Origin of the sequence: Bacteroides sp. LFL-34 (genome assembly GCF_027257075.1) — a bacterium.
Classification (GTDB): domain Bacteria; phylum Bacteroidota; class Bacteroidia; order Bacteroidales; family Bacteroidaceae; genus Bacteroides; species Bacteroides ovatus.
In genome coordinates, this window is the sequence record NZ_JAPQKZ010000020.1 from 74,525 (window position 1) to 96,570 (window position 22,046).

General features: G+C 44.1%; 35 protein-coding genes. 6 read left to right on the forward strand and 29 right to left on the reverse strand.

Annotation, left to right across the window (positions count from 1 at the left end):
- Positions 1 to 9: 9 nt before the first annotated feature.
- A complete protein-coding gene (locus N5O98_RS13480) occupies positions 10 to 726 on the reverse strand; it encodes a hypothetical protein (protein WP_038610198.1) in 717 nt (238 codons plus the stop codon).
- Positions 727 to 776: 50 nt separating this feature from the next.
- A complete protein-coding gene (locus tag N5O98_RS13485) occupies positions 777 to 953 on the reverse strand; it encodes a hypothetical protein (protein ID WP_269495738.1) in 177 nt (58 codons plus the stop codon).
- A 496-nt stretch (positions 954 to 1,449) separates the two neighbouring features.
- Here N5O98_RS13485 and N5O98_RS13490 point away from each other — a divergent pair, with 496 nt between their 5' ends.
- From N5O98_RS13490 to N5O98_RS13515, 6 genes are all read left to right on the forward strand, one after another.
- On the forward strand, positions 1,450 to 1,899 hold the full coding sequence (locus N5O98_RS13490) for a hypothetical protein (RefSeq protein ID WP_038610195.1): 450 nt from the start codon (positions 1,450 to 1,452) through the stop codon (positions 1,897 to 1,899).
- Positions 1,899 to 2,150 carry a hypothetical protein gene (locus N5O98_RS13495; RefSeq protein ID WP_038610191.1) on the forward strand — a complete coding sequence of 84 codons (252 nt, stop codon included), beginning with the start codon at positions 1,899 to 1,901 and terminating at the stop codon, positions 2,148 to 2,150. The genes N5O98_RS13490 and N5O98_RS13495 overlap by 1 nt, the downstream gene beginning before the upstream one ends.
- Positions 2,151 to 2,351: 201 nt before the next feature.
- A complete protein-coding gene (locus tag N5O98_RS13500; RefSeq protein ID WP_269495741.1) occupies positions 2,352 to 2,573 on the forward strand; it encodes a hypothetical protein in 222 nt (73 codons plus the stop codon).
- Positions 2,570 to 3,058, forward strand: coding sequence for a hypothetical protein (locus N5O98_RS13505; RefSeq protein ID WP_269495743.1), 489 nt, complete (start codon positions 2,570 to 2,572; stop codon positions 3,056 to 3,058). Before N5O98_RS13500 ends, N5O98_RS13505 begins: the two co-directional genes overlap by 4 nt.
- 7 nt (positions 3,059 to 3,065) lie before the next feature.
- Positions 3,066 to 3,362: a hypothetical protein gene (locus tag N5O98_RS13510; RefSeq protein ID WP_038610182.1), complete on the forward strand. Its 297-nt coding sequence runs from the start codon at positions 3,066 to 3,068 to the stop codon at positions 3,360 to 3,362.
- An 11-nt stretch (positions 3,363 to 3,373) separates the two neighbouring features.
- Positions 3,374 to 3,655 carry a hypothetical protein gene (locus N5O98_RS13515; protein ID WP_038610177.1) on the forward strand — a complete coding sequence of 94 codons (282 nt, stop codon included), beginning with the start codon at positions 3,374 to 3,376 and terminating at the stop codon, positions 3,653 to 3,655.
- Between the two features lie 15 nt (positions 3,656 to 3,670).
- Here N5O98_RS13515 and N5O98_RS13520 read toward each other — a convergent pair whose 3' ends face one another.
- The 27 genes from N5O98_RS13520 to N5O98_RS13650 all read right to left on the reverse strand — a co-directional run bounded on the left by N5O98_RS13520 (position 3,671) and on the right by N5O98_RS13650 (position 22,037).
- Complete coding sequence (locus N5O98_RS13520) at positions 3,671 to 5,938, reverse strand: hypothetical protein (protein ID WP_051926288.1); 2,268 nt, start codon at positions 5,936 to 5,938, stop codon at positions 3,671 to 3,673.
- A 122-nt stretch (positions 5,939 to 6,060) separates the two neighbouring features.
- On the reverse strand, positions 6,061 to 7,545 hold the full coding sequence (locus tag N5O98_RS13525) for a phage portal protein (protein WP_038610174.1): 1,485 nt from the start codon (positions 7,543 to 7,545) through the stop codon (positions 6,061 to 6,063).
- Between the two features lie 17 nt (positions 7,546 to 7,562).
- Positions 7,563 to 9,026, reverse strand: a complete 1,464-nt coding sequence (terL, locus tag N5O98_RS13530; protein WP_269495746.1) for a phage terminase large subunit — start codon at positions 9,024 to 9,026, stop codon at positions 7,563 to 7,565.
- A complete protein-coding gene (locus N5O98_RS13535) occupies positions 9,016 to 9,573 on the reverse strand; it encodes a phBC6A51 family helix-turn-helix protein (RefSeq protein ID WP_051926287.1) in 558 nt (185 codons plus the stop codon). Before N5O98_RS13535 ends, terL begins: the two co-directional genes overlap by 11 nt.
- Positions 9,574 to 9,584: 11 nt before the next feature.
- Positions 9,585 to 11,141, reverse strand: coding sequence for an SAM-dependent methyltransferase (locus tag N5O98_RS13540; protein WP_038610170.1), 1,557 nt, complete (start codon positions 11,139 to 11,141; stop codon positions 9,585 to 9,587).
- Between the two features lie 248 nt (positions 11,142 to 11,389).
- Complete coding sequence (locus tag N5O98_RS13545; protein WP_172504125.1) at positions 11,390 to 11,806, reverse strand: VRR-NUC domain-containing protein; 417 nt, start codon at positions 11,804 to 11,806, stop codon at positions 11,390 to 11,392.
- Positions 11,796 to 12,152, reverse strand: a complete 357-nt coding sequence (locus N5O98_RS13550; RefSeq protein WP_038610167.1) for a hypothetical protein — start codon at positions 12,150 to 12,152, stop codon at positions 11,796 to 11,798. Before N5O98_RS13550 ends, N5O98_RS13545 begins: the two co-directional genes overlap by 11 nt.
- A 4-nt stretch (positions 12,153 to 12,156) precedes the next feature.
- Complete coding sequence (locus tag N5O98_RS13555) at positions 12,157 to 12,333, reverse strand: hypothetical protein (protein WP_192915966.1); 177 nt, start codon at positions 12,331 to 12,333, stop codon at positions 12,157 to 12,159.
- Between the two features lie 10 nt (positions 12,334 to 12,343).
- Positions 12,344 to 12,574 (reverse strand): hypothetical protein, encoded by a 231-nt coding sequence (locus N5O98_RS13560; RefSeq protein ID WP_038610164.1) that lies wholly within the window; start codon positions 12,572 to 12,574, stop codon positions 12,344 to 12,346.
- Positions 12,571 to 12,819 carry a hypothetical protein gene (locus tag N5O98_RS13565; protein ID WP_038610161.1) on the reverse strand — a complete coding sequence of 83 codons (249 nt, stop codon included), beginning with the start codon at positions 12,817 to 12,819 and terminating at the stop codon, positions 12,571 to 12,573. Before N5O98_RS13565 ends, N5O98_RS13560 begins: the two co-directional genes overlap by 4 nt.
- Entirely contained in the window at positions 12,816 to 13,328 is a 513-nt protein-coding gene (locus tag N5O98_RS13570) for a hypothetical protein (RefSeq protein ID WP_151853633.1), read from the reverse strand. Before N5O98_RS13570 ends, N5O98_RS13565 begins: the two co-directional genes overlap by 4 nt.
- 3 nt (positions 13,329 to 13,331) lie before the next feature.
- Complete coding sequence (locus N5O98_RS13575; protein ID WP_051926286.1) at positions 13,332 to 13,784, reverse strand: hypothetical protein; 453 nt, start codon at positions 13,782 to 13,784, stop codon at positions 13,332 to 13,334.
- Complete coding sequence (locus N5O98_RS13580) at positions 13,759 to 14,046, reverse strand: hypothetical protein (protein ID WP_051926285.1); 288 nt, start codon at positions 14,044 to 14,046, stop codon at positions 13,759 to 13,761. Before N5O98_RS13580 ends, N5O98_RS13575 begins: the two co-directional genes overlap by 26 nt.
- 32 nt (positions 14,047 to 14,078) lie before the next feature.
- Complete coding sequence (locus tag N5O98_RS13585; protein WP_038610155.1) at positions 14,079 to 14,432, reverse strand: hypothetical protein; 354 nt, start codon at positions 14,430 to 14,432, stop codon at positions 14,079 to 14,081.
- 21 nt (positions 14,433 to 14,453) lie between these two features.
- The gene (locus N5O98_RS13590; protein WP_051926284.1) at positions 14,454 to 14,882 is read right to left on the reverse strand and encodes a single-stranded DNA-binding protein; all 429 of its coding nucleotides are present in this window, start codon (positions 14,880 to 14,882) and stop codon (positions 14,454 to 14,456) included.
- Positions 14,876 to 15,097 carry a hypothetical protein gene (locus tag N5O98_RS13595; RefSeq protein ID WP_038610152.1) on the reverse strand — a complete coding sequence of 74 codons (222 nt, stop codon included), beginning with the start codon at positions 15,095 to 15,097 and terminating at the stop codon, positions 14,876 to 14,878. Before N5O98_RS13595 ends, N5O98_RS13590 begins: the two co-directional genes overlap by 7 nt.
- A 10-nt stretch (positions 15,098 to 15,107) precedes the next feature.
- Positions 15,108 to 15,362, reverse strand: a complete 255-nt coding sequence (locus N5O98_RS13600; RefSeq protein ID WP_038610150.1) for a hypothetical protein — start codon at positions 15,360 to 15,362, stop codon at positions 15,108 to 15,110.
- Between the two features lie 14 nt (positions 15,363 to 15,376).
- Positions 15,377 to 15,985 (reverse strand): DUF4406 domain-containing protein, encoded by a 609-nt coding sequence (locus tag N5O98_RS13605; protein ID WP_038610146.1) that lies wholly within the window; start codon positions 15,983 to 15,985, stop codon positions 15,377 to 15,379.
- A 101-nt stretch (positions 15,986 to 16,086) separates the two neighbouring features.
- Complete coding sequence (locus tag N5O98_RS13610; RefSeq protein WP_303442233.1) at positions 16,087 to 16,803, reverse strand: AAA family ATPase; 717 nt, start codon at positions 16,801 to 16,803, stop codon at positions 16,087 to 16,089.
- Positions 16,697 to 17,554, reverse strand: coding sequence for a DUF6291 domain-containing protein (locus N5O98_RS13615; protein WP_269495749.1), 858 nt, complete (start codon positions 17,552 to 17,554; stop codon positions 16,697 to 16,699). The genes N5O98_RS13610 and N5O98_RS13615 overlap by 107 nt, the downstream gene beginning before the upstream one ends.
- Positions 17,555 to 17,600: 46 nt before the next feature.
- Positions 17,601 to 18,449 carry a hypothetical protein gene (locus N5O98_RS13620; protein ID WP_269495752.1) on the reverse strand — a complete coding sequence of 283 codons (849 nt, stop codon included), beginning with the start codon at positions 18,447 to 18,449 and terminating at the stop codon, positions 17,601 to 17,603.
- A complete protein-coding gene (locus N5O98_RS13625; RefSeq protein WP_038610137.1) occupies positions 18,446 to 18,718 on the reverse strand; it encodes an HU family DNA-binding protein in 273 nt (90 codons plus the stop codon). The genes N5O98_RS13620 and N5O98_RS13625 overlap by 4 nt, the downstream gene beginning before the upstream one ends.
- Positions 18,715 to 19,269 (reverse strand): hypothetical protein, encoded by a 555-nt coding sequence (locus tag N5O98_RS13630; protein ID WP_269495755.1) that lies wholly within the window; start codon positions 19,267 to 19,269, stop codon positions 18,715 to 18,717. Before N5O98_RS13630 ends, N5O98_RS13625 begins: the two co-directional genes overlap by 4 nt.
- A gap of 17 nt (positions 19,270 to 19,286) precedes the next feature.
- Complete coding sequence (locus N5O98_RS13635; RefSeq protein ID WP_038610134.1) at positions 19,287 to 19,682, reverse strand: hypothetical protein; 396 nt, start codon at positions 19,680 to 19,682, stop codon at positions 19,287 to 19,289.
- 11 nt (positions 19,683 to 19,693) lie between these two features.
- Complete coding sequence (locus N5O98_RS13640; RefSeq protein WP_038610131.1) at positions 19,694 to 20,446, reverse strand: MBL fold metallo-hydrolase; 753 nt, start codon at positions 20,444 to 20,446, stop codon at positions 19,694 to 19,696.
- Between the two features lie 2 nt (positions 20,447 to 20,448).
- On the reverse strand, positions 20,449 to 21,288 hold the full coding sequence (locus N5O98_RS13645) for a hypothetical protein (protein WP_240056312.1): 840 nt from the start codon (positions 21,286 to 21,288) through the stop codon (positions 20,449 to 20,451).
- 11 nt (positions 21,289 to 21,299) lie between these two features.
- Entirely contained in the window at positions 21,300 to 22,037 is a 738-nt protein-coding gene (locus N5O98_RS13650) for a hypothetical protein (RefSeq protein WP_269495758.1), read from the reverse strand.
- Positions 22,038 to 22,046 lie beyond the last annotated feature (9 nt).

The following is a 22,046-nucleotide window of genomic DNA, read 5'->3' on the forward strand; positions in this document are numbered from 1 at the left end:
AATTTACGGTTAAACTTCTTTGCCCGTTAAGGCTGTCTTACTCTCGGTCTGCGCTTTGATGTAGTCTGCTACGCCACTGCTTACGCCTTCTTTGTTCACGGCTCCAAAAATCGGCTTATCGTGTCCTTGCAGTCCTGCGTCTGCGCGTTCTTGCGCTAAGGCTGCGATGTCGCCTTTCGCTTCGGTTAGGTAGCTGTTGAAATCTTCGTCGCTCGCAAAGGTGTTAGCCCGGTCGAAGTTCTTTAACATCACTTCGCGGGTCTTCCCCTCAATCTTCGCGTTATCCAATTCCGCTACAAATAGTTCACGTCGCGAAGTTGCCGCCTTATTAGCGTTAATCTCGGTAATGCTGCTTTGCACGCCCGAAAGTTTTTCGTCAATAAGTTTGCTTATCGCGTCGAGCGTTATCGCTCCGCCCGGTGCAGGTGGTGTTGGTGGTGTCGGCGGCGGGGTCGGCTTTCCCTTCTCCACGAAATCATACTTTTCTTTAAGGCTGTTTTCGTAGGTTTGGTTTGCCTTGCTTATTTCCGCGTCTGCAACCTTACGCCAATCTGTTACGTACTGGCTAACTTTGTCGGCGGTAAGTTTATCTACAACTCCGTTAGCTTCTTCTATGGTAGCGACTTGTAAGCCGATAGCGGCTGCCAAATGCTGTAACCCGTCTTTGCGCACGCCTTGGAACTTTGCCACAAGTAGTGCTAAGATTTGTTCTTGTAATTCGTTCATAAACTATTTTGTTAAACCGAAGCAAAGGTAACGTATTAAGGTAATACGGATTAAGAAATAGGAAGCAAACACTTCACCGAAACTTCCAATTCTGAAAAAGAATAGGCGGTGAGCAACAGGCGTATAAAACCGCCACATTGCCCGTTCATTTGCCCGCTATTGAATTTTGTTTGCTTTTGTGTGTATTTAATTGTCCGGTCATACAGACGTGCCTTAAATCGCTTCATTTCCCCTTTGCGTTTTCTCTCGCGCGCACGCCATCAAGAAGAAGAGAAAGATAATTATTAAATCATATCATTACATATCATATCAATGTTGTTTTCGGTTGTTTTCGCTTGTTTTTTCAACCCTTCGGTTGTTTCGGTTGAAAAATCAACCGCCCGGTTGTTTTCGGTTGTTTTGGCTAATTGTATGTTTTTGTTTGCACTGTGCTAATTATTTGATACCTTTGCGCTTGTTATCGGGGAGAAATCCGGTAATGAATGGAAAGCGTTAGGTCTTTATATTTGAAAATCGCCAAATTAACAAATAACGAAAAGAGCCTTTTAACGCGCTGGTGTCGTATATCCATGCTTGATATATCGGCTAAGCGCGGCTATACGGTTTATTTTCGTTGGGCGTTTGGCGATGCCTCAAATATGTAAACCTATATAGTCCGCGCTTTCTTTATGTAGTAAAGTGTAACATCTGCTTCGGGCGGTGGGTGCAAAGTTAGCAAATAAAATGAAGAAGTTATTACTTTCCTTCCTGCTCCTTCCGGGTTTGTTACTTTCCGGTTGCTCAACCTCAAGTAATGAACCCGAAGAAGAACCAAACTACCTTTCTACAACCGTCCGGGCTTCTGCCTTTTTTAGTGAAGTTGGGAGTATTGAACAACTGAATAGCGTTTATGTTGGGCGTACGTATTCTGTGAATTTTGCGCCGTTCTGTTTGTCTGACACTGAATTAATGAAAATTATAAACGGTTCTGTTGAAAAAGTTACCTACTACTTAAACACACCCAACGTTGGAAATGAAGTAATCGGCATTTCTACCACCCAGCCTTTTACTATCGCATATTCTCCTAAGAAATCCGGGCAATGTACGTTAAGTGTATCGTTTGACCTTTCAAGTAAAGACCATAACAAATGGGTTGAAGTCGAAAGTATTGTAGAAGTAATAGACGTGGAATAATGGAAGTAGAAACTATTTTGGGCTTTATTGCGCTTGCGTGCTTTGTACTGGCTCTTTTTATTGTTCTTGTGGCTCGTATAGCAAGCGCAAGGCGGAACAGAGCTAAAAGGAAAGAAAAAGCCGAAGAACTAACCCGTATCTATGTTAATACTGCTATACAACGGTTGAAAGTTTCCGGGCTTGAACGCCGGACGCGTTGGCTTGATGAAGATAGTAGGTTGTCGGGAAAGAAGGAAGACGAATTAAAGTAATACGTTTTGAGCATTTTTCGCTATTGCTTTTTCCGGTTGGTAATGCTTGGTAACGTTTGGTTATGATTGTACCATTGGGGACGGTAACGTCTGCTATTGTATGGCTGCTATTGCCCCTTTTTTGCGTCTCCGCCTTTAGTGCGCAATTTTGGATATATCAAAACTAAGGTTTACTTTTGTGTCTGATAAATAGTTGTTTGTATGGAAGAAAAACAAATCACACCGGAAGAAGCCTTCTTTAGTGCTAAGGCTAATTTAGAACTTGCTATAACGGCGCAACTGAAAGAATTTGCCGTTAAGTTTTGTACGTCCGTAATCTTCAAAGGCTGCGTAGAGGTACAACCGTATGTATCTGAAACGGGCGAAATTGTCGATACACGGATTTCCTATGTTGAAGTTGAAACTAAGTATAGTCAAGGATGAAGCATATAATAGCATCTACTACAATTTCCAACGCTGAAAAGAAGCAATATTTAAACGCTAACGGCTGGTCTGAACGTTTGGTAGCCGATAATTGGATAAATAATGCAGATGCGGAAGCCGGGCACGTAAATATCGAATGGGGCGGGCTTCGTCTTGATGAAGCGTACAACCGTTGTCGCTGGCAGGTATTTAAAGGCGATTTTCTGCGTGTAATTAAGAAGCAACCGCTTAACAGTATTTCTATGAACCCGCAAAACGGGGCTTTCTCTTTGGAATGGCTGGAAGGCGGTAAGTTTTATCGGGTATTTGGTATTTTTGACGGTTACGGCTTTAGGGTAGGTATGGAATGGAAAGAAGAAGCCCCCGGCGTTAGTACCTCTTTGTCGAAGCCGGAGTATATTAAGGCGGTAAGGTTTCAAAAACGCGAAATCAATACGCCGGAACAATTTGTAGAACTATTTTATAACTCTTTTAAAAGGTATTAATTAAAATATGAACGTAGAAGAATTTGCTAACGGTTGTGTTAATGCTTTTAATGATATGGCTAAAGCCGCTTCCGAATTTGGGGAAGCATGTAGCATAGCTGCCGATAGTATGCAAAAGCAAGTAGTTTCCATTCAATTGGCTTATATAGAAAAACTGACAGATAAAGTTAATAAGGCTTGCTTTCTTACTCGCTGGTACTATACCCGTAAACTGTTTAAGGAAATAGGCAAACTTGATGAATTAGTTTCTTCCTTTTATCCGTCTGTTCCCGGAACGCCCCAACCATCCGAAGAACTGAATTAAAACACGTTGTTATGAAAACAAAAGAACTAAAAACCAAAACCGTATTTGATTTTTCCAACTATCCGGCTATTATTGAAGAAATAACCGGGATAAGTATTAAAGATAGTAATCGCGTGGAATATTATAAAAAAACATGTCATCCAATAAATAAAGCGCGTGATATTGAATACCTTGCTTATAAAATTGGCGATAAGCAATTAGAAGTGGCGGCTTCTTCTTTTGCTGCCGAATTGGAAAGAGAACGGGATGAAGAAAACGGTAAGGCTATGAAGAAAGGCTATATTATAGACTAAGGGGTAATAAGCCCCTTAGTTCATATATCCGTTTTGCTTTAGCCAATTTTCAAGCGTTGCCCGTCCGCAGCAACAGCTTTTTAAGATGTTGTTTAAGTCTGATTTGCTAATCTTCTTACCGTCTAAACGTTTTAACCCACCATCTAACAAACCTTGTTTCAATCCGGTTAATTGGTCGGAATAAACTTCGTTATATAGATTCCTTTTTACCGTAGCTAATACTTTATTAGCGTCAAGCCCGAAGTTACTTATAACCCAATCGTAATTATTAACCATTGTATTATATCCGGTAGAATTACGGTTGGTAATAAATTCGGGATAAGGTGTTTTGGGACATCCTAATTTCTTGTAAAACTCCGGTAGGGTCTTACGTGATACAAATTCGTTTGCCAATTCCATATAACGCCGTTGCGTATCGGTAAGGTACATATTTCCCGGTTTGTTCCTATTATGTGTAATCTCATGCCAAAATGTAGCCATAGCGTCTGCTTCTCCTTTTGTTATGTCTGCCGAATGTCTTGTAGCTATCTTAGCTAATGCAGATTTTACCCCGGCTAATCTATCCGGCGTTAATGATAAACGCCCGTCCATGTACGTAAAACCGTTTACCCCCGTTCTTCTCGTTGGAGTTAGTTTTAAATCTCCGTTCTCAAACCATTTTTCGGTAAGTTCCTTGTTTATTTTTGCAAAGGTTTCATCTACTTGTACATCCGAAGTGTAGGCGGTTCTTAATGCCGGATGCGGGTTATCTCCGCCTTTGGCTACTTCCGCTTTAGCCTTCTGTAAATCTGTCTTAGCTTTGGATAATGCCTGTTGTAGCTTTGGGATGCAATCGCCGTAATAGTTTGAAGTATGTATTTCGTTGGCGTTCATAATACTTGTGTACTCCTTTTGCAAGTCGGCAAAGCCTTTCATGTCTTTTTCTATGAAGTCCCGTAAGTCGCTTATCGCCCTAAGCCATTCCCGTTTTCGTTGAAGTAGTACGTTATCTACTTTGTCTATTTCCCCGGTCAGTGCGGTTCTGTTACCGGAATTGCGTAAAGTGTCTAAAGCTGAAACATCCAAACCGAAGGAATACGCCCAGCGCTTGTAATAAGCTATATCGCTGTCAAACTCCGTACATGGTTCTACGGTATTCATTACCTTACTTGCTATTCCAGTCTTTAACCCGCCGCTAATCTTTCCGCCGTTGAAATTATCGCGAATATAGTAAGGCATGGACTTCCAGCCCTTCGCGCGTTCTTCAATGTTGCTGATGTAATCCCGAAAGGCTTTAGGTACGTCCTTAACTGTCCGTCGTGAAGGAAGGCTTTTATACTGTGCGCCCTTAACAATCGCTTTTAGCCTATTAGCCCGGTTCTTGTTGTATTCGTCGTAATCCGCCATGATGGGAACGGCGAAACAGCGGCATTGTGGATGCCACCCTACGAATTTGAATGTTTTCGGGTAATCCCCTGCCAACGTGTCGCAAATATCCACGAACGGAACGGGTTCGCCTTTGGAGTTCTTTATAGTGTGGTTATTGCTAAGCATTACACGAATACCCACAATAAAATCAAGCTGTTGCCATCGTAAGTATTCGCTTTCCCGGTACGCCATGTTTATTTCGGTGCGTGTCAATCGCTGGGCGTTCTTTGCTGAAGAACGGTAAATACCTTGTCCGGGGTGGTACATCTTTGCCGCCTTACTTAGTCGCAGGTTGCCACCTTTATCGCGTACTCGCCTATAAAGTCGGTCGGGTTCATTCAAGTATTGTCGTAAATCACGGCTTAATTGCTGTGCGCTTTTTCCTTCCCCTAATCCTACGTCTATGCCCAATTCCATAGCGTCTTTTAATTCTTCGGCATACTTCCAAACCCTTTGGCTAAGGTTCAAACCGTTTTCCTTACGTTTCTGAAATGCGCTAAGGGCTTCAAGGTTGCGCGCTTGGTAACGTTCTGCTTCCTCTTTGGTCAGTTTGGAAGTCCGAAGGATGGAAGCTAAAAAAGCGTCGTTCTTCTGACATGCTGCCAGCCATTCGGAACGTTGCCCGGAAGTAACTACGGCTTCAATCTTTCCGGCAAGCCGGGTAACAATGCCGCGCGCCTGCTTTTTGGCTTTTGGGAAGTCGTCGAAGTTAAACGTTCCGCCAGCCGGAAGGTTAATCTTTCCAGCAAGGCTGGCAAATTCATCCGCCGCCGTTTGGTATAACTTGGCTACTTGCTTTGCGTAGCGTTCGGTTCTTGTGTAGTGTTTCGCGTCAAATCCGCGAAGCTGTATTATAAGTTGGTTTTCTTTTGCCATAGTTATTTTCTTGAAAAATCGCGTTTAAGCGCGTTTCTTTCCTTTGGCGTTAGTTTATATGTCCGAAGGGTAGAAACGCGCAGAAACCAAAGAAGACGTATTATTTTAATACGTTCTTAAAGCTAAATAGTCGGTTCGTTCTGATAATAGCTATTTTCCCGGTCTTCTTCGTTAATTATAGCCTTTTCTTCTTCGTCCACGTTATCCGCCCATCCCAAACGCTGAATAGTGGCGCGTCGGCTTGCAATCTGCTTGTTTCCGTTTGCTGATGTAAGAATGTTTATCTTACTAAGTTCGTCTTCGATAATGTAAGGTACTATTTCGGGTTCTATTATTAAATTGTCACAAGCCTTAGACCATTCCAAATGCGCTTGTTTGAAGAAGGCTTTTAGTACGTTTACCCTTCGTTGCAAATAGTCTGAAAATATTTCGCTTTTATCCTGCACCTTCAAATGTGCGTCCATGAAAAGAAGCTGTAAGGCTACGCCGGAAATTGCGCCTATTCCTTTGACGGTATCAAACGAAATGTCGGGCGTTTGCGTAATGGTGTAAATCATGCGCAGGAGTGTTTCTATTTCCAGCTTAACACTTTCGGGTGCGTTTTGCCATGCCAAATATTGCGCGGTAGCCCCGTTTTCCCCTTCAATGATAGCCCCGGCTTCCCCTTTCCGGGCAAATCCTATAACCTTTCCTTGTACGAAAATCTTAGGGCTGGCGTGGTAGTCGTTCGTGTCGGCGAAGTTGGAAAGCAGCTTTTCCAATCGGTCTATAAGGCTTTGAACGTCTTCCCATTCTACTTGTGGCTGGCAGGCATAAATAACGGGTATCTTTCCTATTGTTAATTCTTTCGGGAAGCCTTCTACCAGAGTCCAATTTTTACCCGCTACTTCCCCGTCCAAACCGTCGCAACACCATAAATAGTGTTTGTCTTTCGTATAGGTTTCAAAGTAGGTACGTGTAATCATATCCCGGTCTTTGCGCGTAAATTGGCGACTAAACGCAACCATATCGCGCGTGTCGTCAAAGTAGGGGTAAAGCCTATCGCCAAACATCGGGCTGAATATAGCTACCTTAAATTTTTTCGTAGTTTTGAAGCCGTAGGTTTCGTGTTCAGGCACTTCTACCGGATACCAAAGTTCGGCTACTTCTGTCATGCTGTAAAGGCTTCGCGCTATCCGTCTGTTAAGTGTCTTTTCCTTAACGTCGTGGAAGGCTCGGTTTATAGCTTTCAAAAGAGCTTTTTCGTCTTCCCCTTCCGGGTTACTTCCATAAGTAACCGGGTTTCCGAACGTGAAAGCTACGGCGCGTTTTACTATCAACTTTTGAATAGCCAATGCTATACGCGCTACGGGTTCTATTCTAAACCCTTGTTCCGTGGTCTGTTCTACGTTCGGGTTCACGTTTTTGACTTCGCCGTATTCGTCGCTGTCCTTATCAATTACTACAAGTTTGTCCGGTCGCTTTTGCGTGTCATTTATATCGTGCAGCTTCGGGTCGTACTGCGCGACGTGTTCCTTTGTGTTAGGCTCTACACTCAAACGTCCGTTTCTCAATTCACTAACGACTTTGCTAATGTCTTCGCTTTGTAATAGTTCTTCTATTGTCATAGCTGTAAATATTTAAGTTATCGAAATATTCTATTAAGTTTTTGGGGTTGGCTTCCACGTTTCTCTATCGTTCCCGTCAATGCGTCCGGCGCGTCGTCGTGTGCGTTCTTTCCGGTCTTCTTGTATTGGGCTATCGCTTTATAGAACTGCGGGAAAATATGTTCCCAACCTTTCGGGAAGTAAGTAAGGTTCTGCACTTCCGCCGAGTGGTTGAATATGCGCACTTCCTTGTTTTCTGATTGGTGGAACCACGTAAAGGAAGTTTCCCGGTTGCCTAATATGCGGCATTGCGCTTCAACGTTCCGGGAGAAGCCGCGTCCGCCGTTGTTGCTTTCTATTATGGCTTCCTCTACCTTGTACTTGGTAAGCCTGCGCGCGGTTTCAGGTTCGGTTGTTTCCATTGCCGCCTGCGTATAGTACACGTCAATGATGAAGTTTCCTATTTCCGTTTCAAGATAGATAATACAGCAAAGGAAGTCCGCGCCCGTATCTGCCGTATCTATGTAGGCTTTAATTTTGCGCTTCCGGGTAACGGGTTGTACTTCGTATGTCTTAAATTCGCGTTCGTACATAAGCCCGGTTAATGGTGTCGGGTTCTGCATGTACTGCGTATCAAAGACATAAACGTTTTTCTCGCGAAGGTTATATAATTCTTGTAGCGTGTGCTTAAACTCCCATAGCGCGTGTTCTTCCCCATCTTCGCCTGTTTCTATGACCGGAAGGCTTAATACCGTCCATTCGCCCGGTTCAAGGCGTTGCAGGTAGCCGCAAAGGTCGTCTTCGTCCAACCGTTGCATGATAATTATTATCGGGGTCTTGCGGCTGTTTACGCGGTTTCGTATGGTTGTTTCAAACTTGTTGTTTACTTTATCGCGAACTTGTGCGCTACGTGCGTCGTCCGGCTTTATTGGGTCGTCTATTATAATTGCACCGCCGAAGCCGTCAGCGTTCAGTCCGTCGAGTTCTTCTACTTCCTTTGCCAATTCGTCGTTTTCTTCTTCATCAACCAAACCCGCGCCGAAGCCCGTAACCTGCCCGGCGGAAGAAACGGCATACAAGCCGCCGCCTTCGGTCGTGTACCACTTCTTTGTATTGGTTGAAGTCGGTATAGTAGCCGGGAAAATGCGTCTGTATTCCGGTTCGTTTATAATATCCTGCACGCCGCGCGAGTTGTCGCGGGCTAAGTCGTCGGAATAGGAAAGATGAATAAACTTAGCCTTCGGATTGATAGCCAGTCCTTCCGCTATAAAGTTCTTAACCGCTAATTCTGTCTTTCCGTATCGTGGTGCAATGTTTATGATAAGGCGCGTAATTTCCCCGCAAAGCACTTTGTCAAGCGCAGCAGCTATTTCCCTATGGTGTTTGCCTACAACAAACTTGCGCTTCTGCCTTATCTTGAAGAAGTATCGCGTAAAGTTTAACGTACCCTGCAAAACAAAGGTACGTATTACGTCTATATCCCTTATCGTTTTAGCACTCACTATCCAGCTTTTTAAATAGTTCCTTAGCTTCTTCCTTCGTCAATGTACGGGCGGGTGGTATAAGGTCTTTTCCATCCTTCCCGGTAACTTCCGCGTTTTGTCGGTTGCGCCAGCGTTCCGGTTCTGCGTTGGTAAGCGTGAATATTATTGCCGCTGTGTCCGGCTGGAAATGCTTATCTACTGTCTTTTGCTCCTTTATACGCGGTATTTCCTTCCCGTTTACATCAAACTTGCCGCTTCCTACGGTTACTATATGCTTTTCCTGCACCGTATAGCCTTGTATCTTTTTTAAAAGGCTTCGTTTTGCTTCTGTGGCAAAGAAGGCTAAACGTTTATCTTCTGCCTTTTCTAATGCTTCGCAAAACTCGCTTTTATCATTCTTCCAACGGTAGAAGGTCGCTTCGTCAATGCCAACGGCGCGGCAAAGTTCCGGGACGCTGTAAGTGTCCTTTGCTACAAGCTCACAAATACGCTCTACTATTTTGGGCGTGTATTTGGTCTTTCTGCCTTTCTTTGCCGTATTATTGTTACCTTCCTTAGAGTTCATGACTTACGTTATTATTGTGGTAATTCGTCGCTTATATGAAGTTCCCCGAAATCTTCTTTAATGTTCTTCGGGTCGCCTTTGTAGAATACTAATACATCATCGTGCAGGTTACTGTTTTCCCGGCTCTTGTTGAATATCTCCAACGCCTTTTTAACCTGCAACTCTTCAAAACTATCTATCGTTTCCTCTACGCTGCCTTTACAGAAAACCAGCACGTTTTGATGAACCTTTCCTACCTTGCGCGTACCGTTGAACTGCCGCCGTACTCTTATTGCAAGGCTGGTTATTTGGTTTACAAGGATAAGGGAATTGTAATAATGAAGACCGCACCCCGTAAATGCTTCTATTGTGTGGCTTACAAAGTTTCTGTAAATGCCCTTCTTATCCCGTATATCCCCAACGACAAAAACCGCGAAACGGTTATTTTTTAACCGGGTGCAGGATTGCTTTATAATACGTTTGTACGCTTCAATGAATTGCGCATAGTCCATGTTTGAAATATCGCGCGGGTCATTGCTATATACTTCCAAATCCGCGTAGGGCGGGCAGGAAAAAATCATATCGAAATCTCCACTTATCCCGTTCGTGCTAAGAACGTCTTCAAGCTGGGAACTATCGCCTACCGTCCATTGGGGAAAGAATGGGCAACTTACACCTAATACTTCTTCCGCGTTTGTTCTGTTGGCTCTAATTTGGGCTTCGCTCAAATCATTGCCGACGTAAGGCATGTTCAACTTTGCCGCTACTATGCCGCGAACGCTTCCGCCTGCGAACGGGTCTAATATCCGTCCGCCTTCAATGTTGAACCAACGGTAAGAAAGTTCGGTTAATACCGGGTCGAATATGCTTGTAGTAGTCATTGTTTTAAGCCCTAAACGCTCCATTTCCGCTATCACTTCTTCCGTCTGTGGTTCTCTGCCTAAAGTTTCGCGTAATGCGTTCTTGGTATCGTAAAATATTGGCGGTTGCGCTGTCTTTGCAAAAGTCAAATCTTCGCTTCTACCTTCGTCGCTTTTTATGCCTATTTCCAGCCATGCCCGGCGGCGTTCCTGCCATTCGGCGGTACGGGTATTCAATACAGAAAACGGCGGCAAAATAAAGTCGTCTTTAAGGCGTTTAAGTTGTTTTTCCGGATTTTCATCCCCTTCGCTGTCTTCCCCAAAATCTACCGGAACGCCCCATGCTTCGTTATCTATACCGAACTCTTCTTTTGCCTTAGCTATGGCTTCTTCGTCCCAATCAAGATTAGCGGCGGCTGTCGCGTTGTCTGCTAACGCAAGTTCGCGCCCTTCCTTTGTATCTAAGTCTATATCGTTGCGCTTTACGGCTACAAGTTCGTTTCCGGTTGTTTCGACTATAATAACATCTTCCATGCCTGCACTTGCAAAGCCTTCGGTAGTCTTGTTTCCGGCTATAATCTTGTTGTTTTTGTCGAGCAGGATTGAACGCCCCGCGCCGAATGTGCGCAGGCTTTTTTCTATCATGCTTTGCCCGAACTGCGTACCCTTGTTGAAATTCAAGTCGTCCGGTATAAGGTCTTCTATTTTTGTCTTTTTAATCTTTGCCATATTAAATCGTTTTTAATAAAAAAGGGCGTGGTCTTTTACGCCGCGCCCCGCTTCGGCTCTTAGCCGTTGCTATCAGCTATATGATGCTTTTGTAAAGCCTGAATAAACAAACCAACAACGGCGGTAACGCGACCCGGCGAACAATCCCCGTTATTGCCCTCGTTTTGGTTTTGCTGCAAAAATAAAAGGTTTAGCGTATTAAAGTGATACGCTAAACCCTAAAATACTTCGCCAAAACTTCACGCTCCCTACTTTTTCGGGAATAAGTAACTTATTACTTCTTTTCTGAAATCATCGAAAGAACGGCAAATAACATACTTGTTTCCGGCGGCTTCCGCTGCCTTCTGCCATTGCTTTTGTGTTTCGCGCTGTGTACTGCCCTTTTCTTCGGTCTTGAACTCAATACAAAGGGAAGCAAAGCCGCCCGAAGGTTTTAACAGTATCATGTCGGCTACCCCGGCTGTAACACCTTCGCCCTTCAATATCCCGGCTTCCCGTTTGTTCCGCGCTCCGCCGTTGGGTACTGCAAAAAGTAGTAATCCAATTTCCGGGAACTGCAAACGGAACCACTTAACGCAACTTTGTTGTATTTGGCTTTCTATATGCCTGGACTTTTTCCGGGTAGTAGTCTTATTGGCTATCGCCTTCATTTCCTCAAATGTCATTTCCCGCCGCTTTTTCGTTAGCCTTTTCCGCTGCTTTTCGGGCGCGTTCCTGCTGGTTAAGGAAAACAACCCGTCGGGCGGCTTCAAAAACAATGTTCGCCACTACATCGCGTTGCCCGCGTGATAGTTGGCTTTCCTTGTTGGCTATCTTCGGGAACTCCGAAAGGATGAAGGAAAGCGAAAGGTTGCCTTCGTCCATCAACCGAATAACCGGGGAAGATTTTAACTGTGCCCCGCCTATCTGTACATTTCTGCGGGCTTCTCTTGTTTCTGTTATAATGTTTTCTACCTGCGTATTGAACTTCTTATCTTCCAATATACGCGCGTCAATCTCTACATTAACCATAATGCTAATTTTTATTTTTACGTTTTACATCAATCCAAGCCGTCACTATTGCGCTGGCAAAATTTGCTATGCTGACTACTATAAGTATTCTTGTAAGCCAATCTATTTTTGCTTCGTGAGCCAACAAGCACGCAATAAGCGAAAGCCAGAATGTTATTTCCTCAAATTGGTAACTTTTCATCGAATAGCCTTTAATCGTTACTACTACGGTTTAATAAATCTTCGTCAAAAGCCCCGAAAAGCGAAGTTTGCCGGGCTTTTTCCTTCTCGCTTAGAAGTTGTTCTACCCGCTTTATTTCCGTGTCTATTTCGGCTTCTAATTGCTTCGATTTGCTTAGCGCGGAAGGTGCGCGGAAACGGAAGTATTCTTTTTGTGCCTTCCGCATCTCTACAACTTTGTCGTAAAACTCCTTTGGGGTCATAACTGTGCAAATAAATTTTGTTGTATTCCCTTCTTCGCGGTTCTTGCGTAAATCGGGCATTTGTTCCGATAGGCGCAAGCCCCTAACTTGGCTTCGTCAAATCGTTGCTCCCAAAGTTCCGCATAGGCTTCCGTTCCCGGTTCTGCTTCTGTGTTTAGGAAGGCTAACAACTTCATGCAGAAAAAGCCGCGTTCTTTGGTCTTTTCGCCGTATATCTCTACCAAACCGTTACCGTTTACTTTCATTTCCCTGCTATTTTTTGTTCCACCTTTGTTCTTAATCTCGCTTCTGCATCGGCTACGTTCTTTCTCGCACGCTCCAGCTTTCTCCGAACTTTAACTAACTGCGGGTCGTTGGTTTCGTCAAAGAACAAATTACCTTTGTTTGCTTCGATGTAGTCTTTTATCCTATTTTCTTGTAAGGTTATTCGCCCCTTCAATGCGGTTAGTCTTGATAAATCGGAATTAAAGCCGTATGTTTCTCCGCTTGTTTTATCATAAAAAGACAATGTCTCATATATATGTGCTCGCGGGTCTGTACACGTTAATTTAGCCATGCGCCAATTTATAACCCACCGTCGCCGCTGTAAGATTTCGCGGGGTAGGTCGTAACGGTGTAATACAACTTTTTTGCCGTTTACCTTCTTGCAAATACAAAGTACACAATACACTTTTATGCCTAATTCCCGTTCTGCCTTTGCGTATGCTTTTACAATTTCCTCCCAACTTTCGCCGATACCTTTTTCTTGTGCCATAAGCTAATATCTGAACGTTGTAAATTGAATAATAGCAAAGGTTAGCGCGTTTTCCTGCGCCTTATCGAATACCGGGATAAACCATGCTGCAAATTCCGAAGGTGTCAGCCCGTCGTTACGCGCCAAATCTTCCAACTTAACCGGGTGTCCTTCAACTTCTGCGGTAAAGTTTAAACCGTTCCTTCGTAATATCAAAGGCTGAACTATGCACATGTTAGCCGGAACTTCTAAAATACTTTCCTGCGGGCTTCTATACGGTTTGTCTGCCCATTGTCGTAGGCATAACGTACCGCTTTTTTCCTGCAAGGCGGTTATTTTTTTCTTCCAATACTCATAATTGCATCGGCATGTGTGCCGCTTTTGACCGTTAAGAACCTTCGCCTTAAAATCGGTTGCTTCGCCTGCCCGGAAATGTGCCGGGAAGAACTTCTTACTTAATAATACTACTGCTTTCATTATCGGTCTGTTGGGTTGCGTCGGGCTGTATGAATAAATCCGACTTGTTTATAGTTATAAAAATGGGTTGCAGCGGTTGGTTGAAGGTTAGAAGGCTTACCCATAATTCGCCCGTTTTGGCTATTTTTTTTCGTTCCGCTTCGTCTAATTCAAAACAGAAAATAGCCTGCCCTTCTTTCGTTTTATGTGCTGGCAATGGCTTGTATTCGGGTTGTCCCTCGCCGTAAACTACGTTTGCTTCTTGAAATTTTTTTGGTTTCATTGTCTTACTACTTTTAAAGTTTGTATAGTTCTTTATTTTTCTTGTTTTTCAGAATGGGTTGATATATATTTCTGTTCTGTTTTCATCAATATATCAACCAGCTTATGTTCTTCAAGAAAATGCGCCTTATCTTCATCTGTAGAGCATGAATGGAACTGACTTAAATAACCTTGTGTCGTCGCTTTTAAAATAGTCTGTAAATCGTTGTTTTCCCAACAATATGGGCAAACGTAGAACACCCCGTATTTATCGGTAATGTCTATATGTTCATGACTGCAAACCGACCAAGGCAAATTACAAATCCCGCAACAACTTTCAGAACGGTAAATTTGCTTATAGGCTGAAACGACAAAAGGCAATCTTTTTATTTCTTCTTTTCTATTCATTTTTCTGTTAGCTGAATATTTTTAAAAAGGAAGATCATCTTTTTCGTTTTCTGGTGGAAACGGCGACGCACTTCCCGCCGGGGTATAGGTTGGCGGCGTGCTGGTAGTAGCTGGCTGTTGCTGCTCGTTTTGTGTTTCCTGCTTACTGCCTAATAGTTGAAGTTCACGCACAAGGCAATTAACCCCCGCTTGTACTCCGTTCCCGGAATTGAATGTTTTAACGGAAAGGCTACCGCGTACATATACCTGCGTTCCCTTCTTCAAATAACTTACTACGGAACTTTCGCCGGGCTTTAGGCAGCTAACCCACGTTGTCCGGCTGTGCTGGTTGCCCTGTCCGTCTTTATAGCGTTCTGTACTCGCAACGTTGAAAGCAATAAACTTTTGCCCGTTGAACTCTTTAATTTCTGCATCGTTGCCGATGTTTCCTATTACTGTTACTGCTAACATAAATGTTTAATTTTATGGTTAATATATTCTTGCCATTCCGGGGTTATAACGTCCATCACGTCTTTTCCCGGATTATTTTCTTGCCAAACTTGTGCTTCCCTTACCATTTCGTTTGCAACCTCGGTAGGGGTTCTTAACCCGGTTACGTCCATCAAAAAGCTACAATCCGGTATAGGTACTATTTCCTCAATAAAATCAAATGTCAGTTGCTCCATGCCGTCTTTCTTATCCTATTGCGCTATAATAGGCTACGTGTATCACGTCGTACATCTTTCCTACTATCGCAAATTGAAAATTACTATCTGCGTTCGGTTGAACGTTGGGAATGTTTATAAATTCGTAAGTGTACCCTTCAACGGTATAGGCGGCTATTTCCCGGTTGCTTTTAGCGAAGGCTGTTAAGCTACTCATCAATAGCTTATAGTAGTCTTCCCCGAAAGCCTTTATTAGCTTGCTTTTATTTCTTAGTGCAAATCTCATAGCGAAAAACCGTCTTATTTTAATACGTCTTTTGGAACACTTAACTTTTTACTCAATAGGGTAGCAACCTTTTCGGCTGCTGCGCGAAACTCTTTGTTATACTTGTATTCGCTATCGTACCGCCGAAGGTAATAACATATCGTACTTTGGTCGTGTAAGGTTTCTTCCGCTATACGTTGGGTATTCTCGCCGCGTTTTTTGCAATGATGCGCGTAAATCATCCGGGCGTAAACGTGCCAGCGGTTACGGCTGTCTTCTGAAATGGAAGCGAAGCTAACCCCCATAGCTGTAAGTATAGCCGTCTTTATATCCCGGTGTTTGGGTGGTTTCTCATAGTTTATAATCAGTCCCAAACCTTCGGCTATGTACAGTTCCAGCCCTGCGCCCGTGCTGCGTTCCCAATTAGAAAGCATATAAATCGCGTCGCAATCAAGCAAAAGGCGAATATCCACCTTCATTTGTTCGTGCCAGCGCGAACCCGGCTTTAATTCGTACCGCAATGGGTTTACAACCTCGTAACCCTTTGCCATAAGTTCCGCTTCCGCCTTGCTGAACCTTTCCACGTATTCAGCTACCGGAAGTCCGGTTATCTGTCCCGAAATATAAACTTTGTGCTTCTTCATGTCTTCTATGTTTTTTTGCCCGTTAAGGCGTTATTATATTGTTTCCCTTACATCTTACTGTCTGAAATACGATAGTTGAAAATCGTGGTTCATTTGTACGCCTATCGCGATGTTAGCCTTGTTAGTCTTGGTCGGTAACTTGAATTATCGAAGCCTATAAGGTCGAACATCTCTATAAATCGGTCGGCTACGCGAACCCCGTAACGCTTGGCTATATCTTCGTCGCCTTCCAAGTTTGAGGTTATAATCGTAAATAGCTGGCGGTCGTAACGATGGTATAGCAAATCTACCAACGGGCTAACCTCGTTTCCCCAAACCTTTAGGCTTGCTGGTTCTGTCCCTACGTCATCAATGCAAAGAAGCTCGGTATTCTTCAAATCCGCTAAAAGTTCCTGCTTTTCGCCTTTTGCTGCTTCTGTAAGTGCGGAAGCTGGAATAAAGGAAACACCTTTACGCTCAAACGATATATCGCTGTGGTAAATCGTGTTTATTAGCTGGGAAATTGCACGCGCTAATGTTGTCTTTCCGCATCCGGGTGTTCCGTACATGAATAACCCCGGTTTCATGCTTTCGCCAACAAGCCAACGCGCCGCCATTGTAAGGTGTTGCCTTGTCGCTTCGTCTTCTTGGTAGGTATAACCCCGGTTTTCAACTTGGAAACGGTAACATTCGCGTAGCATGGCGGGTACGTCCTGCGTATAACGGTCAATCCTAAAGCGTGCTACGGCGGGGCTTCTTTTGCGTAGTAGGTTCGCAAATGCCGCTATATCTATTCGTTGTATCGGTTGCTCCTGCTTTTTGTTCTCTGTTGTTCCCATTGTCTTTCCTTATTTTAATTCTTAGATGATTAATCAAATGCCGCGCCCATTCGGTATAATTTATGTGGGTATCTCCGGTTAGTTCCCATTCATCTATAACTTCTTCGGCTTCCTTGCGCAATCGTTCGGGAGTGACATAAAGTTGCATGCAAATGGTTTCTATCTGCGCCCTTTTGTTTTCGCTGAAAAATTCGGTTAGGAACTTACGGTTTTCGGTTTCCTTGCCGTTTGTGCTTTCTCTCTCGCGCACACCATCAAGAAGAGCAGGAGAAGGATATTTATTAATCATATCAATATCATTACATATCATATCAATGTTGTTTTCGGTTGTTTTCGCTTGTTTTTTCAACCCTTCGGTTGTTTCGGTTGAAAAATCAACCGCCCGGTTGTTTGGGTTGTTTTGGCTTGTTTCCTCGGTTTCCGTATTCTTTTTCTTCTTTCGTGCGTTCTGATTACCTTTAGGTGCACCCCCTAATTTGCCGTTAGCTTTATTCAACTGCACTGTTTCCGCGTAACGCTTGTTATCAGCTTCAAGACGTTTTCGGATGGGTGCAAATGCTATCCTAACGGTTTTGTTTGCCGTCATTGCTTCCAAATCTTCCACCGCCTTCGTCCGTATAGCCTCGTTTTCGCTTTCTAATTGGTTGTAGGCTCTAATCGCGCGGAACAACATAGCCGTTTCTTCATCATCGAGTTCATCAAGCACTGAAAGCAAATCCATATATAATACGAATGAATTTTTATCGCCCATGATAGATATATTTAAGGGGACACGCCCGAAGGCGCGCCCCGGTTAGTTAATAACTTTCTTCTTGGTCTTTATATGCCAAACAGAAGGCTTTTTCTACAATCGCATTGCAAGCGAAAGGCGAAGCCGCAAGTATGGAAATATCCACTACTTTGCATTCGTCGTTTTCTTTCTCTATGCGTTCTTTTATCCTGCTGTTTATCCATGCGGTAATGACTACCTTAGCCGTATCTACGTCGCGCGTCTTTACAACAAAATCGTAGTTCTGCTTATTCGGTTCTTCTTCGTCTTCCGATTGTATTGCTACGTCGGCTTCAACCTTATAATACTTCGTGTCATTGCGCTGTTCTTCCCCGTCGTTGCTTTCTTCGCCTTCCTCGTTTGCTCCTTCCTGCGCTTCCACGTGCTTCCGCAGTCGGTCGTTAAGGATTATAACCCTATCCATCAACTTTATGCCAACGATGTCGAACGGTTGGGTAAAATTCAGCTCTATATAGTCGGTCGCAACCTCATAGGCTTTGACTATGTTTTGCGCCTGCAATATAAAGTTATGCCGCTTGCCGCCAATGGTAGCGAAAATCTTGAACGGGTAAAGACTGGTTCGCTTGTTTTCGTAAGCGAGCCTTCGCTGGTTACTTACTTCTACTTCCTTTACGTCATTGCTTTGCAAGTAGAAATTTATTTCGGTCGCCAAATCGTTATCTATATACTTCCCGCGCTCAAACAAAATTTCGTTGCGTTCAATGGTTACAACTTCGCCCGTTTCGTCGTCCACAAAATCCTCGTTCCATGTACGCAAAACGTTTGCTGCCAAGTATTTCCCTATTATCCGGCGTATGTCCGAAGTTTTGAAGCGTACTTCGTCTTTCCGGGTCTGTATTTTTTCGTTCTGCTTCATAGCTTATCCGCGTTAAAGTCCTTTGACGGTTTGAAAACAACAACCTTGCGGGCTGGAACTAATATGGTTTCGCCCGTATTTATGTTCCGGGCTGGTTTCGCCTTGCGTTGCTTCGTTTGAAAAGTACCGAAGCCGCGAATAGTTACCGCATCGCCGCCCGTCACTTCGTCCCGAATAACATCAAATGTACGTTCTAATACTTCCTTTACTTGGTAGCCGTTTAATCCGGTCTGTTCCGCTACCGAGTTCACTAATTCCTGCTTTGTCATAGCTTCTCAATTAAAATTTGTTCGTATAAGTCTGTAAATTGGTTGCCCGCGTACCGTGCCAAACGTGAAGCGTAAAAGCAAAGCCGAGAGCCGAGATCCGCAGACGTATACGTAGCCGCGTTAGACGTAGACGCGCACGAAAGCCCGGCAGAACCTTTGCCTTTCGCGTTTTCTTGTATATAGAAGTAAGGGTAGTATTTGTATTGGTCGGTATTGTTCCAATCCGGTTTCCAGCCTTCGTTAAGTGCTGCGGCAATAGTTTCCAATTTGCGGCGTGCTATTTCGTCCGGTCTGAACCCTTGCGCCTTCGCGTTTTGTTCGTTTATCGGCTCTACTCCCAATACTTTACATGCGTCCTCGTAGGTCTTTACCCGGTCGGTTATTTCCTCGTAATCTTCTTCCTTGTAGAAGTAATCGAAAATAGTACCGTTTCCTTCGCTTTCGGTAAGTTCCTTTACAGCGTCCTGCGCTTCTTCTATACCGTCATATCTACCTTGCAAACGCAAACTATCGTTTTCGTTTTCTTTTCTGTATAAACAAATCTTTTTCATGTCGTTAAAAATAAATGTTAAAATAATGTTCCCTGCTTGGGCTTGTGCGCATCTTCATAAAGGATGCGCCTTTGTCTTGCTATGCTCAACCGTACCGCTTTTATAGCTTCCTCACGTCCTTTTAGGCTTTCTTCGTACTCCAAAAGTTCGCTTTCGGTCGTAGCCAAGAAATAGCCTTCGGAAGTCGCTATAAGTCCCGGTAGAAGGTCATTTGTACGAATGTGGTTTATTATCTTCCTTAGTCGTGCCGCGTCTATCTTGTAGCCGTCACGTAACCGGGAAATAATATACTTATTCGTTACCGCGTTGGCTTTGCCTATCTTGGTTTTCAAGCCTTCAAGAATAATCGGAAGGATTACTTTCCTTTCGTATTCTGTCAGCGGTTGCGTTTCTTCTGAAAACCCTTTAATCATAGTGCTTGCAATTAAAAAGGTGTTTTGTTGAAACTAATCCGTAATCCGGGTTTTGCAACGTGTACCGTTTTTCCGGTGGCTTTTGCTATTCCGTCCCGGAAGGCTACCGCGTCGCCGTTCCCTTCGCTTATATGTATCAATACTATGTTATTAACCCGTGTTAGGTCGTTAGCCTTCAACGCGTCCAAACAAGTATAGTAGCTTAAATGGCTTCTCCGTACTCGTTCTTTCAATACTTCCGGTATATAACCTTCTGTTACATTGCGTTCCAATATATCCGGGTCGTAGTTGCATTCAATTAATATGTTGTTCAACCCGGCAAATGTGCAAGGCAAATAGAAAGTATCGGTAGCAAACAATACGCCGCCCGTTTCTTCATGCCAGACGTAGAAGCCCAACGGTTCGCGGCTGTCATGCTTCGTGGGAAAGGGAATGATAGTAAAACCGCCCAGCCGTAAATGCTGGTAACTTCCGTTTTCCATCCTTATGGGGGTAGGTCGCCAGCAAGAATTAACCTTAGCGGTTTCTATCGTGCCTTTGGAAGCGTAAACCGGAACAACGTAGTTTAAAACCTCATTAATACGCCCGGCATGGTCGCCGTGTTCGTGAGTAATGAGGCAGCCTACTACTTTCTTTACGTTGTTGCCCAATGCTGCTAATACCTTTTTGAATGGTATTCCAGCTTCAAGCAGAAGGGCTTCGCCCGCATTTTGCAAAACGTAGGCGTTACCCTCTGAACCCGAACCAAGCACGGTTAATTCCATATTTAGAACAATGGTTTAGCGTTATTACTTCCGCGACCTTCCCGTGCTTGCGGCGGGTTGGCTGGCTCGCTTTGCGCCGTTTGTCCGCCCGTTTGTCCCTGCTGGGCTTGTATGGGTTGCCCATCGATAACCCCAATAGTAGGCGCGGCATTCGCTTCTTCCTTTATTTCTTCGGCTACCGCATCCACTATCGGTACGCTGCTTTGTTCGTCTGCATCGCCGAAGTCGCACCCCGTAATGTACTCGTATAGGGCTTTCTTAGCCTTTCTTTCGGCTTTTCCGCGCAGTTGGTCGTGGCTGCTGTAATCATCCTTCTTTACGGTTGCAATAATGCTAAAGCCGTTTTTCTCCCCGTTATACTCATAGTTTATTTTGCAGGGTATTTCGGCAAAGTTCTGCGTTTGCCCCTTGTCGTATGAGGTATCAATGAAGTATTTTACGCCCAGCTTGCGAAGAAGCGAAGTATAACCTTCCTTAGTGGGGTACATCCTTTCGGCTATTATATTGAACTGGTTTCCGGTCGGAAGCAAGCCGATAGTAACCGCGTCTATGATGCAATCGCGCACTATGTCACGGGTGTAAAGAGGAAGCGGGGCGCGCCCGCCGCTTCTTGCACGCCCGTTTCGGTCTGTAAGAAATCCTATTTTCGTGTTCATCAAAGGCATGAAAACCTTATCCATTACTTCATCGGTCATGGCTTCGCGAAGAAGTGCTATTACGTTTACGGCTGTAAATGCCGCACCGAAGTTGCTTACTATCTGCAAAGCCGAAGCGTCTTTGCATGCTAATTCAAACTTTTCTTTTGCTGCCAATACGGTAGCGGGTAAAGTGTTGGTATTCATACTATCGTTAGTTAATTATTGTTCATTATGTCCTTTAAAAAGTCGTCTATTCCGCCACCTTTAATCATCTTTTCAAAAGCTATTTCGCGGGTTGCTCGTTCTACTATCGGCGCGGACTGCTTTCCGGTAAGAAGTTCTTTCAATCCCTTTATTATGGCTCCATAATTTCCGCAAAAACCTACCATTACTCCGGTACTTCCTTCGCCATTTTTATCCTTCGTATCAGTGTCGCAACCTACTACGATAAGACCGCGTGAACTGCTTCCGTTACAGAATGGTACTAAATGCTTTTGCATTACTTCTGTGGTGGTCTTCAAAAAGTCGCTTTGGGGTTCTTCTTGGCTGCTTTCCGCTTGTTGCGTTTCTCCGTTTTCCGAAGCAAAGCAATAATAGTCACGGTACAAGTCCGCAAAGTGTTCGGCTGCGTATTTCGCGAGCGCGGACGTGGGAAAGCAAAGCCGAGAGCCGATATACGCACTCGCATTCGTAGCCGCGTAATGCGTACTCGCGCACGAAAGCCCGGCATTTACATAGCGGAATAGCGGGTAATACTTCCATTCGTTTTGGTCGTCCCAATTCGGTTTCCAGCCGTTATTAAGCGCGCGGGTTATTACAGTCAGCTTGTGGTAGGCTAACATACTTCTTTGGTCTTCCTTCGGGAAAGCGTTAAACACTTCTTCGTTAATCGGTTGAATGTTCAAAACTTTACAAGCGTCTTCGTAGGACGTGATTTTCTTTGATGTATCCATAAATTTGTT

Coding starts and splice junctions, on each gene's coding strand:
- N5O98_RS13615 (WP_269495749.1), bottom strand. CDS start 17,554: ATGGGCGATAAAAATTCATTCGTATTATATATGGATTTGCTTTCAGTG.
- N5O98_RS13505 (WP_269495743.1), top strand. CDS start 2,570: ATGAAGCATATAATAGCATCTACTACAATTTCCAACGCTGAAAAGAAG.
- N5O98_RS13610 (WP_303442233.1), bottom strand. CDS start 16,803: ATGGGAACAACAGAGAACAAAAAGCAGGAGCAACCGATACAACGAATA.
- N5O98_RS13550 (WP_038610167.1), bottom strand. CDS start 12,152: ATGGTTAATGTAGAGATTGACGCGCGTATATTGGAAGATAAGAAGTTC.
- N5O98_RS13545 (WP_172504125.1), bottom strand. CDS start 11,806: ATGACATTTGAGGAAATGAAGGCGATAGCCAATAAGACTACTACCCGG.
- N5O98_RS13640 (WP_038610131.1), bottom strand. CDS start 20,446: ATGGAATTAACCGTGCTTGGTTCGGGTTCAGAGGGTAACGCCTACGTT.
- N5O98_RS13535 (WP_051926287.1), bottom strand. CDS start 9,573: ATGAACTCTAAGGAAGGTAACAATAATACGGCAAAGAAAGGCAGAAAG.
- N5O98_RS13485 (WP_269495738.1), bottom strand. CDS start 953: ATGAAGCGATTTAAGGCACGTCTGTATGACCGGACAATTAAATACACA.
- N5O98_RS13525 (WP_038610174.1), bottom strand. CDS start 7,545: ATGACAATAGAAGAACTATTACAAAGCGAAGACATTAGCAAAGTCGTT.
- N5O98_RS13490 (WP_038610195.1), top strand. CDS start 1,450: ATGAAGAAGTTATTACTTTCCTTCCTGCTCCTTCCGGGTTTGTTACTT.
- N5O98_RS13540 (WP_038610170.1), bottom strand. CDS start 11,141: ATGGCAAAGATTAAAAAGACAAAAATAGAAGACCTTATACCGGACGAC.
- N5O98_RS13555 (WP_192915966.1), bottom strand. CDS start 12,333: ATGAAAAGTTACCAATTTGAGGAAATAACATTCTGGCTTTCGCTTATT.
- N5O98_RS13515 (WP_038610177.1), top strand. CDS start 3,374: ATGAAAACAAAAGAACTAAAAACCAAAACCGTATTTGATTTTTCCAAC.
- N5O98_RS13645 (WP_240056312.1), bottom strand. CDS start 21,288: ATGAATACCAACACTTTACCCGCTACCGTATTGGCAGCAAAAGAAAAG.
- N5O98_RS13585 (WP_038610155.1), bottom strand. CDS start 14,432: ATGAATAGAAAAGAAGAAATAAAAAGATTGCCTTTTGTCGTTTCAGCC.
- N5O98_RS13625 (WP_038610137.1), bottom strand. CDS start 18,718: ATGACAAAGCAGGAATTAGTGAACTCGGTAGCGGAACAGACCGGATTA.
- N5O98_RS13500 (WP_269495741.1), top strand. CDS start 2,352: ATGGAAGAAAAACAAATCACACCGGAAGAAGCCTTCTTTAGTGCTAAG.
- N5O98_RS13620 (WP_269495752.1), bottom strand. CDS start 18,449: ATGAAGCAGAACGAAAAAATACAGACCCGGAAAGACGAAGTACGCTTC.
- N5O98_RS13480 (WP_038610198.1), bottom strand. CDS start 726: ATGAACGAATTACAAGAACAAATCTTAGCACTACTTGTGGCAAAGTTC.
- N5O98_RS13560 (WP_038610164.1), bottom strand. CDS start 12,574: ATGACCCCAAAGGAGTTTTACGACAAAGTTGTAGAGATGCGGAAGGCA.
- N5O98_RS13495 (WP_038610191.1), top strand. CDS start 1,899: ATGGAAGTAGAAACTATTTTGGGCTTTATTGCGCTTGCGTGCTTTGTA.
- N5O98_RS13595 (WP_038610152.1), bottom strand. CDS start 15,097: ATGGAGCAACTGACATTTGATTTTATTGAGGAAATAGTACCTATACCG.
- N5O98_RS13575 (WP_051926286.1), bottom strand. CDS start 13,784: ATGAAAGCAGTAGTATTATTAAGTAAGAAGTTCTTCCCGGCACATTTC.
- N5O98_RS13590 (WP_051926284.1), bottom strand. CDS start 14,882: ATGTTAGCAGTAACAGTAATAGGAAACATCGGCAACGATGCAGAAATT.
- N5O98_RS13650 (WP_269495758.1), bottom strand. CDS start 22,037: ATGGATACATCAAAGAAAATCACGTCCTACGAAGACGCTTGTAAAGTT.
- N5O98_RS13630 (WP_269495755.1), bottom strand. CDS start 19,269: ATGAAAAAGATTTGTTTATACAGAAAAGAAAACGAAAACGATAGTTTG.
- N5O98_RS13570 (WP_151853633.1), bottom strand. CDS start 13,328: ATGGCACAAGAAAAAGGTATCGGCGAAAGTTGGGAGGAAATTGTAAAA.
- N5O98_RS13565 (WP_038610161.1), bottom strand. CDS start 12,819: ATGAAAGTAAACGGTAACGGTTTGGTAGAGATATACGGCGAAAAGACC.
- N5O98_RS13520 (WP_051926288.1), bottom strand. CDS start 5,938: ATGGCAAAAGAAAACCAACTTATAATACAGCTTCGCGGATTTGACGCG.
- N5O98_RS13600 (WP_038610150.1), bottom strand. CDS start 15,362: ATGAGATTTGCACTAAGAAATAAAAGCAAGCTAATAAAGGCTTTCGGG.
- N5O98_RS13605 (WP_038610146.1), bottom strand. CDS start 15,985: ATGAAGAAGCACAAAGTTTATATTTCGGGACAGATAACCGGACTTCCG.
- N5O98_RS13510 (WP_038610182.1), top strand. CDS start 3,066: ATGAACGTAGAAGAATTTGCTAACGGTTGTGTTAATGCTTTTAATGAT.
- N5O98_RS13635 (WP_038610134.1), bottom strand. CDS start 19,682: ATGATTAAAGGGTTTTCAGAAGAAACGCAACCGCTGACAGAATACGAA.
- N5O98_RS13580 (WP_051926285.1), bottom strand. CDS start 14,046: ATGAAACCAAAAAAATTTCAAGAAGCAAACGTAGTTTACGGCGAGGGA.